The sequence below is a fragment of the Lysinibacillus sp. 1 U-2021 genome (assembly GCF_029916965.1).
Lineage (GTDB): Bacteria > Bacillota > Bacilli > Bacillales_A > Planococcaceae > Lysinibacillus > Lysinibacillus capsici.
On the sequence record NZ_CP123966.1, the window covers coordinates 4,173,452 to 4,193,921 of the forward strand.

Annotated in this window: 23 protein-coding genes and 2 pseudogenes; 6 read left to right on the plus strand and 19 right to left on the minus strand. The window is 36.3% G+C overall.

From position 1 onward, the window contains the following. Positions 1-10: 10 nt before the first annotated feature. The 4 genes from QH639_RS22140 to QH639_RS22155 all read right to left on the minus strand — a co-directional run bounded on the left by QH639_RS22140 (position 11) and on the right by QH639_RS22155 (position 3,153). Positions 11-334, minus strand: coding sequence for a hypothetical protein (locus QH639_RS22140; RefSeq protein ID WP_281115263.1), 324 nt, complete (start codon positions 332-334; stop codon positions 11-13). Then, positions 331-1,014: a hypothetical protein gene (locus tag QH639_RS22145; protein ID WP_281115264.1), complete on the minus strand. Its 684-nt coding sequence runs from the start codon at positions 1,012-1,014 to the stop codon at positions 331-333. The genes QH639_RS22140 and QH639_RS22145 overlap by 4 nt, the downstream gene beginning before the upstream one ends. Then, positions 998-1,876, minus strand: coding sequence for a phage tail protein (locus QH639_RS22150; RefSeq protein ID WP_281115265.1), 879 nt, complete (start codon positions 1,874-1,876; stop codon positions 998-1,000). The genes QH639_RS22145 and QH639_RS22150 overlap by 17 nt, the downstream gene beginning before the upstream one ends. A 377-nt stretch (positions 1,877-2,253) precedes the next feature. Beyond that, positions 2,254-3,153, minus strand: a complete 900-nt coding sequence (locus tag QH639_RS22155) for a DMT family transporter (protein WP_237898538.1) — start codon at positions 3,151-3,153, stop codon at positions 2,254-2,256. Positions 3,154-3,285: 132 nt separating this feature from the next. Between QH639_RS22155 and QH639_RS22160 the strand changes: the two genes are divergently transcribed. Next, complete coding sequence (locus QH639_RS22160) at positions 3,286-4,008, plus strand: MgtC/SapB family protein (RefSeq protein WP_004233792.1); 723 nt, start codon at positions 3,286-3,288, stop codon at positions 4,006-4,008. Between the two features lie 14 nt (positions 4,009-4,022). Beyond that, entirely contained in the window at positions 4,023-5,006 is a 984-nt protein-coding gene (locus QH639_RS22165) for a cation diffusion facilitator family transporter (RefSeq protein ID WP_281115266.1), read from the plus strand. A 53-nt stretch (positions 5,007-5,059) separates the two neighbouring features. Here the strand turns inward: QH639_RS22165 and QH639_RS22170 are convergent, their stop codons facing one another. From QH639_RS22170 to QH639_RS22185, 4 genes are all read right to left on the minus strand, one after another. After that, positions 5,060-5,758, minus strand: a complete 699-nt coding sequence (locus QH639_RS22170; RefSeq protein WP_281115267.1) for a hypothetical protein — start codon at positions 5,756-5,758, stop codon at positions 5,060-5,062. Between the two features lie 360 nt (positions 5,759-6,118). Continuing rightward, positions 6,119-7,282, minus strand: a complete 1,164-nt coding sequence (locus QH639_RS22175) for an iron-containing alcohol dehydrogenase (RefSeq protein WP_237898542.1) — start codon at positions 7,280-7,282, stop codon at positions 6,119-6,121. Between the two features lie 365 nt (positions 7,283-7,647). Continuing rightward, positions 7,648-8,892 (minus strand): Glu/Leu/Phe/Val family dehydrogenase, encoded by a 1,245-nt coding sequence (locus tag QH639_RS22180; protein ID WP_004233781.1) that lies wholly within the window; start codon positions 8,890-8,892, stop codon positions 7,648-7,650. 83 nt (positions 8,893-8,975) lie between these two features. Continuing rightward, positions 8,976-10,169, minus strand: a complete 1,194-nt coding sequence (locus QH639_RS22185; protein WP_004233780.1) for an ornithine--oxo-acid transaminase — start codon at positions 10,167-10,169, stop codon at positions 8,976-8,978. Positions 10,170-10,559: 390 nt separating this feature from the next. Here QH639_RS22185 and QH639_RS22195 point away from each other — a divergent pair. The 4 genes and pseudogenes from QH639_RS22195 to QH639_RS22210 form a co-directional block, all read left to right on the plus strand. Next, positions 10,560-10,835: pseudogene (locus QH639_RS22195) on the plus strand (NADP-dependent phosphogluconate dehydrogenase); the annotation flags it as partial. 135 nt (positions 10,836-10,970) lie between these two features. Further along, the gene (locus QH639_RS22200) at positions 10,971-12,257 is read left to right on the plus strand and encodes a flippase (RefSeq protein WP_053265427.1); all 1,287 of its coding nucleotides are present in this window, start codon (positions 10,971-10,973) and stop codon (positions 12,255-12,257) included. Positions 12,258-12,266: 9 nt separating this feature from the next. Then, positions 12,267-12,734 (plus strand): LbetaH domain-containing protein, encoded by a 468-nt coding sequence (locus tag QH639_RS22205; protein ID WP_000460401.1) that lies wholly within the window; start codon positions 12,267-12,269, stop codon positions 12,732-12,734. Positions 12,735-12,831: 97 nt separating this feature from the next. Continuing rightward, positions 12,832-13,143, plus strand: a pseudogene (locus tag QH639_RS22210) (UDP-glucose 6-dehydrogenase); the annotation flags it as partial. Here QH639_RS22210 and QH639_RS26405 read toward each other — a convergent pair. The 11 genes from QH639_RS26405 to QH639_RS22265 all read right to left on the minus strand — a co-directional run bounded on the left by QH639_RS26405 (position 13,130) and on the right by QH639_RS22265 (position 20,465). Next, a complete protein-coding gene (locus tag QH639_RS26405; RefSeq protein WP_348638167.1) occupies positions 13,130-14,344 on the minus strand; it encodes a phage tail tape measure protein in 1,215 nt (404 codons plus the stop codon). The pseudogene QH639_RS22210 and the gene QH639_RS26405 sit on opposite strands and share 14 nt — an antisense overlap. Positions 14,345-14,547: 203 nt before the next feature. Continuing rightward, complete coding sequence (gene gpG, locus QH639_RS22220; protein ID WP_259419015.1) at positions 14,548-14,859, minus strand: phage tail assembly chaperone G; 312 nt, start codon at positions 14,857-14,859, stop codon at positions 14,548-14,550. A 72-nt stretch (positions 14,860-14,931) separates the two neighbouring features. Beyond that, positions 14,932-15,516 carry a major tail protein gene (locus tag QH639_RS22225; protein WP_281115268.1) on the minus strand — a complete coding sequence of 195 codons (585 nt, stop codon included), beginning with the start codon at positions 15,514-15,516 and terminating at the stop codon, positions 14,932-14,934. Positions 15,517-15,535: 19 nt separating this feature from the next. After that, on the minus strand, positions 15,536-15,880 hold the full coding sequence (locus QH639_RS22230; RefSeq protein WP_281115269.1) for a hypothetical protein: 345 nt from the start codon (positions 15,878-15,880) through the stop codon (positions 15,536-15,538). After that, entirely contained in the window at positions 15,877-16,281 is a 405-nt protein-coding gene (locus QH639_RS22235) for an HK97-gp10 family putative phage morphogenesis protein (RefSeq protein WP_259419018.1), read from the minus strand. The genes QH639_RS22230 and QH639_RS22235 overlap by 4 nt, the downstream gene beginning before the upstream one ends. Then, on the minus strand, positions 16,282-16,614 hold the full coding sequence (locus tag QH639_RS22240) for a phage head closure protein (protein WP_281115270.1): 333 nt from the start codon (positions 16,612-16,614) through the stop codon (positions 16,282-16,284). Beyond that, positions 16,592-16,924, minus strand: a complete 333-nt coding sequence (locus tag QH639_RS22245) for a head-tail connector protein (RefSeq protein WP_281115271.1) — start codon at positions 16,922-16,924, stop codon at positions 16,592-16,594. Before QH639_RS22245 ends, QH639_RS22240 begins: the two co-directional genes overlap by 23 nt. Beyond that, entirely contained in the window at positions 16,924-17,157 is a 234-nt protein-coding gene (locus QH639_RS22250) for a hypothetical protein (protein WP_281115272.1), read from the minus strand. Before QH639_RS22250 ends, QH639_RS22245 begins: the two co-directional genes overlap by 1 nt. A gap of 44 nt (positions 17,158-17,201) precedes the next feature. After that, positions 17,202-18,404 (minus strand): phage major capsid protein, encoded by a 1,203-nt coding sequence (locus tag QH639_RS22255; protein ID WP_281116222.1) that lies wholly within the window; start codon positions 18,402-18,404, stop codon positions 17,202-17,204. A 65-nt stretch (positions 18,405-18,469) separates the two neighbouring features. Further along, positions 18,470-19,234: a head maturation protease, ClpP-related gene (locus QH639_RS22260; protein WP_281115273.1), complete on the minus strand. Its 765-nt coding sequence runs from the start codon at positions 19,232-19,234 to the stop codon at positions 18,470-18,472. Continuing rightward, the gene (locus QH639_RS22265) at positions 19,227-20,465 is read right to left on the minus strand and encodes a phage portal protein (RefSeq protein WP_481817307.1); all 1,239 of its coding nucleotides are present in this window, start codon (positions 20,463-20,465) and stop codon (positions 19,227-19,229) included. Before QH639_RS22265 ends, QH639_RS22260 begins: the two co-directional genes overlap by 8 nt. Positions 20,466-20,470 lie beyond the last annotated feature (5 nt).

A 20,470-nucleotide genomic window follows, 5' to 3' on the forward strand; every position in this document is an offset into this window, starting at 1 on the left:
TTTTTATTTTTCAATTATCCCATATTTCTTGATAAATTTGATCAATCTCAATTCTTTGCTTTATTATTTCATCTTTAATTAACTGCAGTTGTCCAATTGTGTCTTGCTCTGGCTTTTTAAATCTTAATTTAAGAACTTCGCGTTGAATCTTTTTCACACCCTGTTTAGTAGCCTTACAACCATCTATGAATATATCCCTCTCATTCTCTGGAGCTTCATTTTTAGCCTTTCTTTGCAAACTCTTAAGCTTTTTATTTATATGCCTGGCTTCGCTGTCAATATCATTTAAAACTTTACTTGTAAGATATATTAATTCGCGAGAATTTTTACTCATTTTTTCACCTCGGATACATCTAGTTTTCGTTTATCAGCAATATGCCTCACTTTATTCTCCTTATAGTCCCAATACAAAATGTGGTAACAAAATGTATCGGATACGGACATTTCATCTATTAGATACATGTTTTTTTGAACCTCGGCCAGATAATTTGTAATTTTTTCAGCAAATTCATTTGTATTTTGAAGACCATTTAAACTCGGTTGTATCACTTTAGCACTAGCTGCATCAAAGACTTCATCACTAGATAAAGCAGCTCCAACACGAAGCATTCCTTTTGGTAGTAAATTCGATGTAACTTTGTCTTCTGAATCAGTATTATAATAAACAAAACCGGATTGACCATATTGATTAAATCCAACTAAGAAAAATTGTGCATACATGTCCTTATTTTTATCAGAATAAAAAATTGAATCTACTTTAGACGATATGTTGTCCATAACACCGAGACAATCATCAATATATTTCAAATCTAAGCACTGTAGTTCTTCAAGAATAAAATCCACAATATTATTCTCTCCTCCACCTCCAGCGATTAGGTAATCAGACAACTGGAATATTTTCTTTTCAGCATCTTTGACTTTAAATTTATGGCCCATTACTTCTAATATCTGTCGTGTATCACTCGTTAGAATGGAAATGGACCCTCCAATGTTAAAATTATAGATAAAAGTCATTCAAACACACTCCTTGATCCCCAAATAATACATTAACTACATCAGTTAAAAATTCTTTCATATCGAATGGTGCACTTACTTCTGTTAACGTTTTAGAAGGTGATGCTATGCCTAAAACCTTTTTAATTGTACTAGACATAGAATTTCCTATTTCTTCAACCTTCTTTTTAACGCCACCCATCATATCGTTTAAACCTTTTATTAGACCATTAATAATGTCTTTACCTACTTGAACCAAGTTAACATTTTCTAGGAAAGACTGCGCATGTTTCCATTGGGTTTCGATTATTGTCTTCACATCACCCATTTTTTTCTCAATAGATGATTTCATTTCGTCGATTTTTTTACCTGGCCAATCTTTTATAGATTTCCACCATTTTTGTGTATCTGCATCAATTTGTTTCCACATATCTGAGGCAATCGTTTTGATCTCTCCCCATTTTTTTGATGCTGCGTTTCTGAAAGCTTCCCATTTTGATAGTACTTCACCAGTTTCCCAATTTACTTTTGCGACATGTTCTTCTGCTTGCTTTTGGGCTTCAGAGATAATCTTTTCATGGCGTTCTTCAGCCAACTTAATTGTCTGATCACGAGATTTTTTTGCTTCAGCTATCATTTTATCTGCTTCTTCAGCAGATATATCCCCTGTTTCATCTCTCATTTTTATAATAAGTTTGTATTTTTGGTCATAGGTGTCATTTGCTTCTTTAATGACTTCTTCTTTTTGTTTAACGGCATTTTTAACTACTTCTGCTGCTTGTTCTGCGGATACTTTAGATGCATTTTCTTTCATACGTTCAAGTATGACTTTTTGTTCTAACTCGCTTTCTGAGAACGTTCTAACAGCATTTTCTTTCATCATTTGATTGTAGTTATTGATAATTCAAGCTCCTTTTCTGTTCGCTCGACTTGCATGTATTAGGCACGCCGCCAGCGTTCGTCCTGAGCCAGGATCAAACTCTCCATAAAAGAAATTTGATTAGCTCAAATTGTTTTGCTGGCATCATGTTTGATGTCCAAAATTGTGTTTCGTTCACCAGTGAAACTAGCTACTTAAAACTTTATTGATTACGTTTTGCTTGTTCAGTTTTCAAGGTTCATTTTACCTAAGTCGTTTTCAGCGACTTTATTATCTTATCTCATTATCAACTAAAAGTCAACAACTTTTTTAAAACTTTATTTTTAAGTGTTCCTTCTTGTTAAGGACAAGTAATAATATATAATATAGCATTTTAAAAATCAAGCATTTTTCATAAAAAAATTAAAAATCTTTTTAATATCTATTACAAACAATAGAATTCCTGCTAATACAATCAATCCGCCGATGATTTGTGTCATGATTAAATACTCTTTAAATATCACCAAAGCTAAAAGAGCAGCTCCTACAGGCTCAAATAATATAGCAATTGAAACAACATTCGTACTAACATATTTAATTGACCAATTAAACAAAGTATGACCAAGTAAATTTGGTATTAATGCTAATAAGATAAACCATAACCAATCCATCGAAGAATATGGACCAAAGGATTCTCCTTTAACCATTACATAAATAAATAAAGTGATGGTACTTACAACATATACAACCATTGTATAGGTCACAAGTGATAATCTCTTACGTACATCCTGCCCTAATAGAAAATAAGCTGTCGCTAGTGCACAAGCAACGAGCGCAAGTACATCTCCATAAAAGGCTGTTCCACTTACTTTAAAATCGCCCCAACTAATTAAAACACTTCCTAGTATTGCAATTGAACCTGCTATGATTGTTTTCATCGTTATTTTCTCTTTAAAGAAAAAGGAAGTGCCCACAAACGCAAACAAAGGTTGTAGCGTTACTAAAACTGTTGAACTTGCTACTGAAGTATAGTTGAGTGATTCAAACCATAATATAAAATGAAAAGCTAAAAAAATCCCCGCAACTGAAGAAAATAACCAATCACGTCTTTTTAAAGTTGCTAACTCCTTTGTATATCCCCTTAAAAACCATGGCGCCATGATTAAAACGGAAAATAGCATGCGATAAAATGCTATAATTCCCGCTTCCGCAGATGCTAATTTCACAAAAATAGCTGACATCGATACTGAAATAACACCAATCACAATCGGGATGTATGGATGAATTTTTGGCTGCTCCAAAAAACCTCACCTTCCTAAAAAAATACTTATATGTCCTTACTTCATGTTGTACAATACAAAAAAGTGATGCACATATAATAATGACAGTTTGCATATCTCTTAGCAATACGAAATATCAATGGAGGGTTGTGTATGGAAACATTATTCGAAAATATGATTACATATGAAGTTGGCATAAAATTAGTTATTGCAGCCACATTAAGTTTAGTAATCGGTATCGAAAGGGAATTAAAGAAAAAACCAGTTGGATTAAAAACAAGTTTAGTTATTGCTACTTTCAGCTGCTTATTAACGATTATCTCCATTGAAACAGCCTACTCAACCCCCGCTAGAGAAGATATTAATATTACGATGGACCCTCTACGTTTAGCCGCACAAATTGTTAGTGGAATTGGCTTTCTTGGTGCAGGAGTCATTCTAAGACGCGGTAATGACAGCATTACGGGTTTAACAACCGCTGCTATGATCTGGGGAGCCGCTGGTATCGGTATTGCAGTTGGTGCAGGTTTTTACATGGATGCAACACTAGCTGTTGTGATCATTGTTTTTGGAATTGAAGTACTATCACCTTTTCTTATGAAAATCGGACCAAAGCGAATTCGTATGCGGGAAATTTTATTAAAAGTTCAAATTGATGATGACAACCATACAGAATCATTTCTTTTATTTTTAAAGGACAACAACATTATCATTGAAAATATACGCATTAAAGATGTGCACTTAAAAAACGATAGTGTTTTACATGAGTTAGATTTACGCCTTTCCTTAATCGTCTCGGATAATTTGTTGTCATTTTATCGTTCATTACGAGCACTATCTTATATAGAAAAAATCGAAATGGAAATTTTAAACTAGTTGGAGGATTTTTTATGGCAGAACTATTAAAACTACTAAAAGACGGTAACAAACCCTCTCTAATGGCTGCATGTGTAAATGCATTTTTAGGAATTATTAAAGGAATCGCCTTTTTCTTTACAGGTAACGTTGCGATGTTTGCAGAAATGATGCACTCTCTAGGCGATGCTGCAAACCAATTATTTGTATATATAGGTTCAGCACTCTCTAAAAAGGCACCTACAAAACAATTTCCCGGTGGCTTTGGTCGTATTGTCAATTTAGTATGCCTTTTTGCCGTAATAATTGTAGCTATCCTTTCTTATGAAACAATAAAGGAAGGTTGGCATCATTTTATTCATCCCGCAGGCGAGTCTAGCGGGATACTGATTGCCCTAGGGGTATTATTCATCGGGATTGTTTTAGAAGGGACAGTGCTAGCTAAAGCGGCTGCAGAAGTGTTACATGAAGCAGATCAAGAAAAGGCAGGTATCGCAGCTATTCCCAAAGCCTTCTCATATTTGAATAGGGCAAAACCGGCAACAAAATTAGTTTTTATGGAAGATTTAGTTGCTACTGGGGGCAACTTCTTAGCCTTTGCTGCTATTTTAATTGCTTATTTTACAGGTTGGAGTCGAATAGAAGGTCTCGTTTCGATGATAATTGGGATCATGATGTTTTATGTAGTCGGTAAGGTGTTCCTCGATAATGCACGTGGCGTCATTGGCGAGACTGATGAAGAGATGTTAAACCATATTGCTCACCTTGTAATGGATGATCCAAATATTAAAGATATTGTGCGTCTTGAAGTAATTAAAGAAGGAGAGTTTTTACATGTAGAATTAGTAGCTGAAGCTGATCCGCTTTTATCGTTAGCCTTTTTAGATGATGTTCGTGATCATTTAACCGAGGTAATCCTAAGCCAAAAAGGAGTATCTAAAGTAGCTATATTATTCGACGAAGATGATGGGAAAACAAGCTGGATACATGTTGGTGAAAAACCAAACAACTCCATTTAATACTTTATAAAAACAAATAGCCAATTGCCGTATTTCAGACAGTTGGCTATTTGTTAGACTAATTTTAAATTAGGAATATCCTCATAACCTACATAAACATGGTTTGTAATCATAAAAGTAAGTAATTTATTACAAGCAATCATTTGTCTTTTACCATTCTGCTGAATAACGATTTTTGAAAATAGTAAGGAGGCTTGACGATTAGCTAATGCATATTCTTCTGCATTGAGAATATTTCTGCCATCCACATGACAACCCAACACGAAATTTCCTAAAAAAGAATCCTTTAATACATTCGGATGCATGGATTGATAATGTACTTCAGCAATTGAATCTTCTATATTCATAAATTGATGGGCCACCAAATAATGTTTTAAAGCACCTTTTAAATCAATTGCAATAGCTGTATCTGCTAAAATTGTTCGATAATAAACAGGAACAATCTCAGCACCCCCCAAATACGGCTTAACTTCTACAACAATTTCTCCAGAAGGACGAACAAATAATTGTACAATTGCTTTATTTACACCATCCGAAAAAATAACATTCGTTCGCCCAAAACGCACGCTTTTAAAAAATATACTTTGATCAACAATGTATCCAGTGATAATTTTATCATTTTCAATTTGCAATGATTTCGCTTCAATCCCCAATACCTCTACACAATTTTGCATTTTATAAACATGTTGCTGAAATGGCATTTCTATAAAACTTAATGTAACAATACGATCCTGTAGCAATTGTTTCAACATTTGATCCCTCTCCTCTTTGTTTAATATTGTAATTATTTTAGTAAAGGTGGCTGAACAACTTCTGAACATTGACACACGAATTGACTGATTACGACAAAAAACTATCCTTTTCTGTCATTCCATAAATCACCTTATAGTAAAATAATCTATAATATAGGTTGAATGACTCAGCTAAAAACATGACTTTTCTCACTTAAAATAAAGAAAAATACATTTATATTCCTTCTATTATGTATCTATTTTATTATATTGCAGGACTAAAGAAACTTCTACGACAAAATTCTACATTAATCGTTAATTTTTCTTAACCTTGCAATAAAAAAAGTATGAGGCTATAAGCATAGCCTCATACTTAAAGTATTAAAGAGAATTTCGTAAAATGGTTCTTACATCTTCCTCTTGCAATCGATTAAAGTTGCCAAAAGGGCCATTTTGCATAGCATGATCTACAATTTGCTGGAATTTCGAATCATCAATATCGTAATCTGCCAAACGACTAGGTGCCCCTAATGATGTCCAAAATGCAGATAAACGATCAATCCCCTCATAAGCAACCTCTTCTACTGTTTTGCCTGTTGCCTCGACTCCAAACACACGTGTTGCTATACCTGCAAAACGCTCAGGATTTACTGGTACATTTAAACGCATCCAATGCGGTTGAAGAATGGCTAAACCACCTGCATGTGGAATGTCATATACAGCAGATACAGCATGTTCAATATTATGAGATGCCCAATCCCCTCGTGAACCAATTGATAGAAATCCATTTAAACCAATTGTCCCTGCTAATAGAATGGTTTCGCGTAACTTCGTATTTTCTAGGTCCTCTAATAATTTTGGAGCTGTCGTAATAACTGTTCGCAATACCCCTTCACACATTTCATCTGTGATAGGAGTATTCGTTGTATTGTGGAAATATTGCTCAAATACATGCGACATCATATCCACTATTCCATACACAGTGTGATTTTTAGGTACAGTCACTGTATATGCTGGATTTAGTATTGAAAATTTCGGGAAGGCTGCTGGACTACCCCAACTTAGTTTTTCTTCTGTAGCAGCATTCGTTATCACAGATCCAGCATTCATTTCTGAGCCTGTAGCAGCAAGTGTTAATACCGTTCCTAGTGGTATAGCTTGTTCTACAATCACTTTACGTTTCACGATATCCCAAGCATCGCCATCATACTTAGCGCCAGCAACAATTAATTTAGAACAATCGATTACTGAACCACCACCAACAGCAAGAACTAAGTCAATTCCTTCAGTTTTGCATATCTCAATACCTCGTCTAGCTGTTTCTACTCGTGGATTTGGCTCTACACCACCTAATTCAAATACGGTTTTATCCGCCTGTTGTAATTTTTCTATAACAGCATCGTATACACCATTCGATTTAATACTTCCGCCACCATATACAACTAATACCTTGTTTCCAAATTGCTCTAATTCTTTCGGCAATTTTTCAAGTGCATCCTCACCAAAATGTAGTTTCACTGGGTTAAAAAAAGTAAATGAATCCATCTAATTCGCCCCTTTCTAGTTGGATTTTCTCATAATTACGCTAAAGAAAGCAAAGATTAAACGCTGGCAACACTTCGCTATTTCGAAAGCGTTTTTCAAACTGTTCAGATTTTGTTCAGGCAATAGTTGTATAGTACTATACATTACATAAAGTAAAAGGAATTTTTTGCACATGCTTATTATTGTAATTGTTGTTGTAATCATAATTTCGAGCCTTTTTCTTCTAAGATTTTTTAAAATCAAAAAAATAAGGAACGAAAAAAAGATGCTATTAGAACAGCGTCTAGACCACCTTCTTCAATCGAATAAAATTGAAAAAAACGAGTCATCCGATTAAGGAAATGACTCGTTTTTTCATTTTTTGCTTAAACCCAACCACGGAAGCGAGAAGCTTCTGCAGTACGGCGAACACCTACCATGTAAGCTGCTAAGCGCATGTTGATGTTACGTGTTGTTGCTGTTGTATATACATTATCAAATGCTTCGACCATTTTTTTGTATAGACGTTCTTCCACTTCTTCTTCTGTCCAATAATAACCTTGGTTATTTTGCACCCATTCAAAGTAAGAAACTGTAACTCCACCTGCAGAGGCTAATACGTCTGGTACAAGTAAAATGCCACGCTCTGTTAAGATTTTAGTTGCTTCAGCTGTTGTTGGACCATTTGCTGCTTCTACTACGATATTTGCTTTCACATTATGTGCATTGTCAGCAGTAATTTGGTTTTCAATAGCAGCTGGTACTAAAATATCACAATCAAGCTCTAATAGTTCTTTGTTTGAAATTGTGTTTTCAAATAAAGTAGTTACTGTTCCGAAGCTATCGCGACGATCTAATAAATAGTCGATATCTAAACCTTCAGGATCATGAAGTGCACCATAAGCATCTGAAATACCGATTACTTTCGCACCTAAATCATGCATGAATTTCGCAAGGAAGCTTCCTGCGTTACCAAATCCTTGAATAACAACACGAGCACCTTTAATATCAATACCACGTTTTTTTGCTGCTTCTTCGATTACGATTGTAACACCTTGTGCAGTCGCACGGTCACGACCTTGAGAACCACCAAGTACTAGTGGCTTACCAGTGATGAAGCCTGGAGAGTTGAATTCATCCATGCGGCTATATTCATCCATCATCCATGCCATAATTTGTGCATTTGTAAATACGTCTGGCGCAGGAATATCTTTTGTTGGTCCTACGATTTGACTTACCGCACGAACATAGCCACGGCTTAAACGTTCGATTTCGCCCATTGACATTTGACGAGGATCACAAATGACACCGCCCTTACCACCGCCGTACGGTAGATCGACAATACCACATTTCAATGTCATCCACATTGAAAGCGCTTTAACTTCCTCCTCAGACACTTGTGGGTGGAAACGAACCCCACCTTTAGTTGGTCCTACAGCATCATTATGTTGTGCACGGTAACCAGTAAATACTTTTGTTGTACCATCATCCATTTTCACTGGGATACGTACTTGTAGCATGCGAAGCGGTTCTTTTAGTAATTCATACATTGCTTCATCATAGCCAAGTTTATTTAGAGCATCTTGAATGACATCTTGTGTTGATGTGAAAAGATTTAAGTTTTCAGACATTATTAAATCGCCTCTTTGTTTTTTTTAATGATAGTTATCGGCATCATTGTAACATACTTCCGAATTAAAATGTGAACATTTTGTTAAAGTTTAAATACTTTTTCAATTTGTTCAATTGACCAATCTAAATCCTCTTGAGAAATAACAAGTGGTGGGGCAAAACGAATCACTGTATCATGTGTTTCTTTACATAATAGACCTAATTCTTTAAGTTTTTCACAATATGGACGAGCCGCTTCTGTTAGCTCCATACCGATAAATAAACCACGACCACGTACTTCCTTAATAACTGGGTTGTTAATTTCTTTTAATTTACCTTTGAAGTATTCACCAAGTTCGTGTGAACGCTCTGCTAATTTTTCATCTAATAATACTTTAATAGATGCAATTGAAACTGCACAAGCTAAAGGATTACCTCCGAAAGTTGAACCATGTGAACCTGGGTTGAAAACACCTAAAATACTACGGTTTGCAGCCACACAAGAAATTGGGAATACGCCGCCACCTAGAGCTTTACCCAAGATATACATATCTGGTTCTACTTCTTCCCAATCACAAGCAAACATTTTACCTGTACGTGCTAAACCAGCTTGAATTTCATCAGCAATGAATAGTACATTGTTTTCACGGCAAAGTTCACGAGCTGCTTTTAAGAAGCCTTCTGTTGGAATGACGATACCCGCTTCACCTTGAATCGGCTCAATTAAAAATGCAGCAGTGTTTGGTGTAATAGCAGCTTTTAAAGCTTCAAGATTACCATAATCTACTAATTTAACATTTGGTAGCATTGGACCAAAACCACGACGGTATTCTTCATCAGAAGATAAAGATACAGCTAGCATTGTACGACCATGGAAGTTACCATTACATGCAATAACTTCAGCTTTACCTTCTTCTACGCCTTTTACATCATAGGCCCAACGACGAGCTGCTTTAAACGCAGTTTCTACTGCTTCAGCACCAGTATTCATTGGTAATACCATTTCTTTATTTGTTAATTTCCCTACTAGCTCATACCATTCACCAAGGTTTTCACTGTAAAAAGCACGTGAAGTTAACGTTACTTTATCAGCTTGCTCTTTTAAAGCAGCGATAATTTTTGGGTGACGGTGTCCTTGGTTTACTGCTGAATAAGCAGATAACATATCTAAATATTTGTTACCTTCTGGATCTTTAACCCAAGCACCCTCAGCCTCTGAAATAACGATTGGCAGTGGATGATAGTTTGCTGCACCAAAATTTTGTGTTTGTTCAATAACTTGTTGAGTTTTTGTCATATCCTATTCTCTCCTTACTAATCATGTTGAAAAACTTTATAAAAGAAAGGGACTATGTATCACTATAAGTAGAATGATTAAGCATATAGCAACAATTCAAACGGTAAATTTGCTAACTTCTCCAAGGTAAACTACGTCATGAAAGTCTACGGTTTTAGCCAGGGTAGCGTTACCTGGAGAAGTGTCACAAATTCATTCAAAATGCCTCAATTTCTACCTACTTTGAACAGCCCTCACGTTAATGTGAAAATTAAAGCATTTCTGAAGTTGTTTTTGCTTGCATATGCAGTTGTAGGTAGTCTGGGCCACCTGCTTTTGAATCTGTACCTGACATGTTGAAGCCACCAAATGGTTGGTAACCAACGATTGCACCTGTACAGCCACGGTTGATATGCCGAAAATCCGCAGATCGCTAACCTGCTGCTGGCTCCGTACTTCAAGCAAATTGCCGATGACTACCAGCAGGCGCTGCGCGATGTCGTCGCTTATGCGGTACAGAACGGTATCCCGGTTCCGACCTTCGCCGCTGCGGTTGCCTATTATGACAGCTACCGCGCCGCAGTTCTGCCTGCGAACCTGATCCAGGCACAGCGTGACTATTTCGGTGCGCATACTTATAAGCGCATTGACAAAGAAGGTGTGTTCCATACCGAATGGATGTATTGATTCTTTTTTAGTTATTAAAGAGCCCGCTTTTGTGGCTCTTTAATATATACAAAACTCATAATTCAGTCGATTCAACCTAGACAAGACGATTATTTTTATTTTTTCTTAATGCTAAGAGCCTACGTGAGATATTAGATGTCTAACTATATCAAAAATGCTGGTTGGATTTTTTGCGAAAAATTTATACGAATAGCCGTGGGTTTTATATTATTTGCATTAATTTCAAGAGTGCTTAACCCTACCGAATTTGGCTTGCTCTCTTATTATCAAACAATAGCAACCATGTTCTTAGCAATAACTAATTTAGGTTTTGATAATATCCTGATTAACGAATTCAATCAGGATAAAAGGCATAATGAAATATTTTCAACAGCATTCTGGTCAAGAATTGTTGTTTCGATTTTTGTAATAATATTATTTTCTGTGGGATTGTATTTTGATGATATCGCGCTAAAGAATAAATTAGTTTTACTATTGTGTATGAGTAGTTTGATCTTTCAAAGCCAAAATACATACATATCATTTTTTCAATCTCAATTACAAGCCTCAGTTGTGACAAAAATTAGTTTTTGTGCACTTATTATATCCTCGATATTTAAAAGTTACTTGTTGTTTATAAGTGGAGATATGATATGGTTTGCTTTATCATACAGTTTTGATTTTGCTGTTTCTTTTTTATTTCTTGTTTTTTTTTCTTATAAGAGAAATTATATATCCATTAATCCAAAATATTTCCGATTAAGTGTACTAAAACGTTTGTTACGTTCATCTTGGCCAATTATTGCATCATCAATAATTATTGTTCTTTATACTCGCTTAGATCAATTAATGATTATGCGAATGTTAGGGGCAGATTCAGTTGCATTATTTAGTGTTGCTTTAAAAATATCGGAAGCATATTTATTCATTCCCGCAGCGCTAGTTACATCATATTATCCATTGATTTCAAAATCACCGACCAAAGAAAACATCAGGTTTTATTTTGATGTAATTTTTTCGAGCTCCATCATAATGGCTGTAGTGGTAGCTATAGCATCTTATTTTGTAATACCATATATGTTTGGGGCTAATTATATTGCATCTTATGATATATTAATTATTTTGCTTTTTGGCTCATTATTTGCTACACTCGGTTCAGCATGTACAAATTTAATGATAGTGTATGGTTTATCTTATTTACGGTTAGTTCGAGCTGTGTATGGATTATTAATAAACTTTTCCTTAAATATTTTACTTATTCCTAAATATGGTATTATTGGTGCCGCTTATGCATCTTTTGTTAGTCAGATATTTGCAACTTGGCTAAGCAATAGCCTTAATAGAAAAACGTTTGAATGCTTCAGAATACAGTCAATGACCGTTCTAACTTTGGGTCTAACAGGATTAAGACAATTGTTTACAATGCTATTTAGAAGGGGGTAGGTATATTATATGTTTGACAGTCATGACAGAAGGAAAGGCATAATACGAAGAATAGCTTTTCATTTTAAAATGAAATTGAGAGAATGTCGTGAATACTATTATAGTATTAGATATTATCATCAGTTTAAAATTCCACTCTCGAACCATCTTACCATTGGCATCAAAACATTAGGTGAAAACAAAACCACTTTACCTCATCCGGTAGGAATAGTTATAGGTAAGAATGTTAATATCGGTGAAAAATGTGTTGTTTATCAAAATGTCACTATAGGGGTGAGTAATAATAAATATGAGGATTATCCCATTATTGGGAATAATGTTATTATTTATGCGGGAGCAATTATAATAGGTAAAGTAATTATAGGGGATAATGCAATAATTGGTGCAGGTTGCATTGTTACGAAAGATGTACCTGAAGGAAAGATTGCAGTTGGTTCACCAATGAGAATTATCGATAAAAAACATAACAACTATTAATGATCTCAGTGAATTCTTAAAAATTTTAAAATGTATTGACTATAATGTTCTTTTTTTGCTATTAATATGAAAATTTTCATTAAATAAGAATGCAGATATGAAAATAACAATTTCAGGAACAGGTTATGTTGGTCTTTCAAATGGTATTCTGATTGCGCAAAACCACGAAGTGGTTGCACTGGATATCGTTCAGGCCAAAGTGGACATGCTTAACAAGAAGCAGTCACCGATTGTTGATAAGGAGATTGAAGAGTATCTGGCGACTAAAGATCTCAATTTCCGCGCTACGACAGATAAGTATGACGCGTATAAAAATGCCGATTACGTTATTATTGCCACACCTACCGATTATGATCCGAAAACAAATTATTTTAATACCTCAAGCGTGGAAGCGGTCATTCGCGATGTGAAACACCTGCGTTAACAATGTTCTTCATTTCCTTATTAGTCATGCCTAATGAGTCAGCTAAAGACGTGAAATCCATACTGTTGTTAGCAGCAAGCATTTGTAACTCACGTAAAGACATACCTGTTTTTCTTGATAGTTCTTCTGTTTTGCCAAGCCCAGTAGTAGCAGCAACTTGCATACGAACCATAACACGCGATAATGCAGAACCACCCATTTCAGCTTGGATACCTACCGAACTAAGCGCAGTAGCAAGACCAAGAATGTCAGCTTCAGACATGCCAATTTGAGCACCTGCCCCAGCTAAACGTAAGGCCATGTCAATGATTTCCGACTCGGTAGTAGCGAAGTTATTACCAAGATCAACTACTGTAGAGCCTAATTTGTCAAAATCCTGTTGTGACATCTTTGTGATATTGGCAAATCGTGCAAGTGCAGTCGCTGCTTCATCTGCAGACATGTTTGTTGCTACACCCATATCGGTCATTGTTCGTGTAAAACCTAGAATAGCGTCATTTTTAATACCCAACTGCCCTGCAGCTTCGGCTACCTTTGCAATTTCAGTAGCTGCAGCAGGAATCTCTTTAGACATGTTTCTAATCTCATCAGAGAAGAATTGGAATTCCGATTCGGTTGCATCCACAGTTTTTCGTACACCTGCAAAAGCAGATTCAAAGTCCACAGCTGCTTTAAATGCTCCAACACCCATCGCTGCCATCGGTGCTGTGACATACATTGATAATTTCTTACCAACATTCATCATTCCGTCGCCTACAGTAGATAATTTACTTCCTACTTCCTGCATGCGTTGGCCGACTTGTGTCCACTGTGAGGACTGGATACGTAATTGGTTTGTAACTTCTGCTAACTCACGTTCCAAGCGATTGTATTGTGCTTGTGCTTGGTTTACTGCGTTGGCTTGTCGTTCAATTTGTGCTGATGATGCGGTACCACTTGCGACTAATTCATCATATCTACGTCGCTGTTCTTGCAACTTAATAGATGCAGCATCAAATGATCGTGTTAGTACATTTTGCTTTTGAGAGAGTCCAGTTAGCGAATTTTCATATTGCGCTCCTCTTGCTCTTATAGCTTGTAACTCACTACCCATCGCTTTCATATTTCGATTTACTTGTGCTATGGTTCCGTTAAAATTTGAAGCATTTAAACTAAGACTGACTTCTAAACTTCCTATGCTTGCCATATATTCTCACCGCCTTTTTGGCAAAAATAAAAATCACAACCAACTAATGTCGTCGGCTGTGACTTCTTCTATTTCTTCATCATCTTCATTTGATAATTCAAACCAGAAATGTATATCCATTTCATCAATTTCATGAAGCTTGTAACCAGCTTTCAATAAATCGCGATAGAACTTTTTAATATTTTGATAGGCTGTCAGGCCACTTACTTTCCCTCATCATTTGTTGTGGAAGTCGTTTCTAATCCGCCAATGTTTAACACACTGTTGAATACTCGCATGATTTCGTTTTGTAATAGACCTGCTTCCATACCATCCCATACATCATCTACAGTGAATTGATTGTCAAAGACATTTACAACAAATCCGATCATTTCATCGAAAGTATCAACTGAAATTTCGTTACCTTCCGACCGCATTTTTTCGTTCATTTTTAAAGCATTGCGGAATACACGTGCCTTCACAAAGTCATTTGTAAATGTTTTATCCTGTCCATCAATTCGTAATGTAATTTGCATATTTCATCCATCCTTTTCGTTAGTCACTTTGATTGAATTTAAAAGAAAAGAAGCCCTCGAAAGGACTTCTGGTTAAGGTGTTGGTACTGTTGGTTCAGTAGGTTTCGTTACACTTGAGAAGAATGTTTCAGGGGTAGCAGTTACACCTGAATCACGTGTGTCAACTGTATGTTTAATGATTCCATCGATTAATGGCAGTGCTTCCCCACCGAATGGATACACTTTATAATTTGTTTCACCTTTTTTACGAGTTGCATTGGATTCTTCTCCTGGTTTTAGCTTCGCTTTGTAGAACCACACTAGCTTAGACCCTGATTCAAAGCCAATAGCAATTGAATTTGGTGTGTCATTGGAGTTTGTGACAATACCACCTTCTGCTGATTTTTTGTGTCCATACCAATCAACAAGTACCTCTGTTGGTAAGTCAGCCGTTTCACCAGCAATAGTGATTGAGTCTAATTGAGCTTCTTGGTCCACTACGCGATCCCCTGCATCTAATGATGCTTCAGAAAAGTTAGGTGTAAGCGTTAAAGAGATTGGCATGGTTAATGTTTTAACATCACCCCATGTTTCCGTTTGCTCATCTGTCATCAAAGCATAATGGATACGTTTCAAACTAATTTTTTGTGGTTTTTCATTTACCGTTGTAGTTGCCATTTTCATGACCTCCTAATGTTTAATATTCATCAAAAAAGACGAATCGTAACACTTTGTTAAAGTGAGAATCGCCCTCTTGTTTTGGTGCATCATATTCAAATGTTCTTTCGTAACCTGCCGATTCCAACAATCGCTTGATGTCCTCCACAAGCTGATAGTAATTACCTTTTGACCAAACGTTGACTTGGATAAGTCGTTCAGTTTCATATTCCTTATCAGATGCTTCAAGCGCTGGCTTTGAATTAATTTCTAAGAAAGTGATGTATTGATTAGGAATAGTTGAGCCAGTTGGAACGCTGTTGAAATACACACTTAAATTAAGTGGTGCCAAAATACCTGTGACATGTGCTGTAATATCAATCATAGTCTCAATGCCTTTCTAATCTCATCGCTCATTACATCAACGGCCCTGTCCTTACTTCTTTCTAGTCCGCGTGTAAAGAACGGATTAGGTGCAGTAGAGCCCCATGTAACTTTTTGGCGCACTCCATTTTTAAGAGCGTATTTACTACCTGCTGAACGTCCAAACTCAACTAAATGTGAATGGTAGGCACCGCCAGTATGCACCTTTGCTTCGCCATCTTTAGCACGTTGGGCTTTAATATTCTTCTTTAACGTTCCATCATCTACAGGCGCTTCTTCAATAACAGCCTCTTTTACAACTTTTGCAGCCGCGTTAAGTGCTCTATTTTCATCCGCCTCTTCTAGTGGTAGGTTCGTAAGATTCTGAAGCAAAGCTTCCAGTCCTTGCATTTCAAGATGCATTTACAACACCTCCGTAACGATGATTGTGAGCCATTGGTTACGCTCGTCATCATTCACTATCGATTCAATTTCATAAAGCTTACCTGCTATTTCTACACGCATTTCCTCATGAATATCGTTTCGATAGCGAATACCTACAACTCGTTTCCCTTGCCATTGGGTAGCATCTGAATTAAATACTTTGTAACCTTTTTGCGACTTCACTTCTGCCCATAGCTTTTTATATGGTGTCCAATCTTGACTAGGCCAACCATTTTCTATTTGCCCTGGTGGGTTATAAAACGTTACACGTTTATTTAAACGAGCAGCATTATTGTTGTACTGATAGTTCATCAGGATCCACCCACTTTATCTGTAAAATTATCGACTGTAAGCCGTATGGGATAGGCTGTTGAGCTGTTTTAATTGTGGAAGGCGTTATAGCTATACGATTCTCGTAAAAATGCGTAGCGAGCATCATAATAGCTAAACGATGTAAGGAAAACAGCTCTTTGCCCTCCACCGTTAAATAATAATCTTTTGGCTGCTTCACTCCTGCATTCTCCAAATAAAAAATGGATGATTGCAGAATAGTTGAAAGGGAACGATCTTCGTCATTCCCATCAATTCGCAAATATTCTTTAAGCTCATCCAGTAATTGCATTAAGTATCACTCTTTTCATCTGTGGAAGGCTGTTTTGAAGCTTGCTTTGTAATAGCCTTTTTAGGCTCTTCTACAGCTTTTAAGAAAGCTACCTTATATTTCGGATGGACTTTAGTTAAAAACTCTGCACGAGCCTTAACAAGCTTTTTCCCTTCTGCTGGATAAGGGTCATTTACCTCGTAAATATGGTCATCATGAATTTCTTCTTTAAAACGATTAATTGCTTTGTACATTCAATTCACCTTCTTTCGATAAATTAAAAACCCCTACCCTTTAATTAAGGTGTAGGAGTTGTATCCGTTTGAGCAATACGGAAAGCAGATTTTAATTTAATTTGGTGGTCAAACCATGCTGTTACTACAAATTGCTCAATACCTGTTTTAATATCTTTATCACGCTCAAATAATTCACCAATATCATAGTTGAAGTGAGAGTAAGAGAGATCACCAACGATTGGGTCTGTAGCGCCATCCGCAAAAATAGCTGGCTTTCCTAAAATTTGTTCTGGTTGAGCAGCATAAAGAGTTGCATTACCATTAGCTAGGGCTTCGATAATGTCCATATAATCTGCATATGTCATAACAACTTTAGCATTTTCGCGATAGTCTTCATGTAAGTCTGCGATAGCTGCTTTAATAGCCGCTAATTTTGTTGCACCAGTCACTTTTTTAATTCCGTTTTGTGTAGAGTAGAACGACATATGCTCTTCCCCTGTTTTTGGTGTCTTGGTAAAGGCTACTTTCTTTTCTTTTGCAGCTACACCGGATTTGAGAGCATTTTCAACATGACCAACTAAGTTTGCATCTGATCCATTTAATACCGTTTCAGAAACACCAGCGAACACCTTGAATTTATGACGACCAAACGACACTGTATCGCCAGTTAATTCAAGTTCTTTTGCTGTCTGTTTATCTTCAATGAAATCATCATCATCAAGCGTGTAGCTTAATTTTGGTAATTCAAGATTGGTAATATTCGTTACTGTTGAATGACCACGTAATGGATTTTTCGCCAATGGTTCCATGATAATATCATTCGAAACAGTTTTAGGTAGGAATTTACCACCACCTGTAGATGAATCGTCACCAAGTGCTGCTCGAATATCATTGTCGATTGGTTTTTGGCGCATCGTTGAACGAATCAAGTTAGCTTTTGCAACTATTACTTTTTGTTGTGGATCTTCAATATTACCTAAACCTGCTTGCTTCATTGCAGCTTGTTGAGCAAAATGTGCTTTTTGTTCTGCATCTAATTCATCGTGTTGTTGTTTAATTACATCAAAGCGTGCTTGTAAATCTTCTTTAGATTTTTGTTGTGCTTGAATATCTTCAATTGAAGCAGATGGATCCATCGCTTTCGCAGATAGTTCACCTTCAACTTTTTTCAATTGTTGTCCGATAGTAGCCATCGCTTGCTTTAATTCATAAATTGTTTGATCACCTGCGAACATTTGAATATTCAAAGGTAACAACATTTTCATTACATTTTTTTGTTCTAATGATTTTAATAGCTTCTTTGTTTGTGTTTTCATAGTTTGAAAACCTCCTAATTTATGATTGTATTTAAGTAAATAAGATTCGCCTTCGAATCAGCAATAATTTTTTCACGCAAAGCTTTTTCTTCAGCACTCATAACTGGTGCAGATTGAACAGGCTCTAAAAGCTGCTTTGGAACATTTTGATATTGGTTAAGTAACTCAATATCTGCACATGCAACAGCATCCTTTTCTTCTTGTACAACTACAATGTCAAAGTATTTTGAGGCTTCTTCTGCATCTAGCCAGTTATCTTTGCCATCCAATAATTCTTTGATTTTTTCGTCTGTTAAAAGCTCCGTGCCTTTACTTTTATAAGCTGGAATACAAGTTCTTGATTCTGTTTTTTCAAGCCAATCAGCCTGTTCCCGACAATCTACAGCGTTTGCGCTCCATAACGTTATCATTGGTTTATGAATCATCAAGAAAGTATTTTCGTACATAAAAATATTATCCGCCTTCATGATTAAAAATGATGCCGCACTAGCTGCTACACCATCTACATAGGCATTGATAGTTAATTGACTTTTCTTTCTCTCTAATTGATTCATCATAGCAATAGCTGTAAATACCGAACCTCCAGGACTGTTTACATACATATTCAACGTTTTTACAGATGGTAATAAATCATCTAATGCTTGTTGAAATTCTGTAAGTGTTACATCTTCATCTCTCCATTTATATCCGCTAACAATAGCGCCATAAATAAAAAGATCCGCGGATTTTTCATCTGCAGATGCTTTAATTTCCCAGAATTTATTCTGTTGTTTATTCATTCTTTCCACCTCCTTCCACAGTTGATGCAGCAGCAGTGGACTTCCGCAATGTTGGGTCCATTTCCTGCGGATATAAGTCACCACTAATCCAAAGTACATTGGCCATACCACCCATTGGTGCTAAATCTTCAAGCATACGTACCTCGTCTGGCTTCATTGCCCCACTTCGTAACATTGCTTGATAGAAGTTAGTACGTGCTGTTGTATCGCCTCGTAAAAGGCCACCAAGGTTAAATTTGAAGTACATACCTTGTTTACGATCAGCTTTCGTAAGTAATTTCCGATTAAATTCATGTTCGTATTGTCTTACAATAGGCAACAACGTCATGTTTACGAATTGAATCATTAACTGTTCGTTGGATGCCATTGTTCCGCCTTCCACATCATTTAAGAAGGATACTGGCACATTAAAAACATTGGCTACCCTTGAGCGAGTTATCCGCTCTGATGCCAATGTATCGGATGCAAAATATTGTTTTTTCATTTCGGTGATTTCAACACCTGGTTCTTGCATTAAAATGCCACCATTTTCTTGATAAAACCGTCTAAAATCAGCTATCACTGCAGCTCTTTTGTCTTTATCCAAGTTAGCCGCATACTTCAAAATGAAAGATTCTTTTTTCTCCATTTCAGAAAGCGAGAACTCTTGAACTGCCTTGTCATACTTGATGGTATTGGCCAATACTTTCAACGGCGATAAACCTCTAATACGAGCTGGCCCTCGAATATGCTTAACGTGTACCATGTCTGTATTTGCTACAAACATCGTCCCTCGCTCTCCTTGGACTTGGTACCACAACAATCCGTCATCTTTATTGATAAATTCAGTAACACACGATGGATCCAGTGGAACAATTTCATTTGGTCGCATGCGTATATCACGCAAAATAATCGCGTAACCATTCCCTGTTTCATTTCTACTTACTTCTAAAGCATTTAATAAATCAAAGCTACTCATATTTTGGTTTGGTTCATTTATGAGTACATCTGAAATATCATTTTGAATTACATCATAATTTTGATGTAATTTAATAGGTAGTGCTGAAATTGTATTAGCAAGCCGACTAATAACGCTGAAAATCGTTTCATTCGTTGCTAATTGGCTGTTATCGATTCCCCAAAAGGTTCGTCCAAACCAATTGGAGAAATCCCAAGTAGAACCCTTCCACCCTGTAGTAGCACCTGCATATGCCATATAAGCTGTAGTTTTAATTCGTTGCCATAGTTTCAATTTCT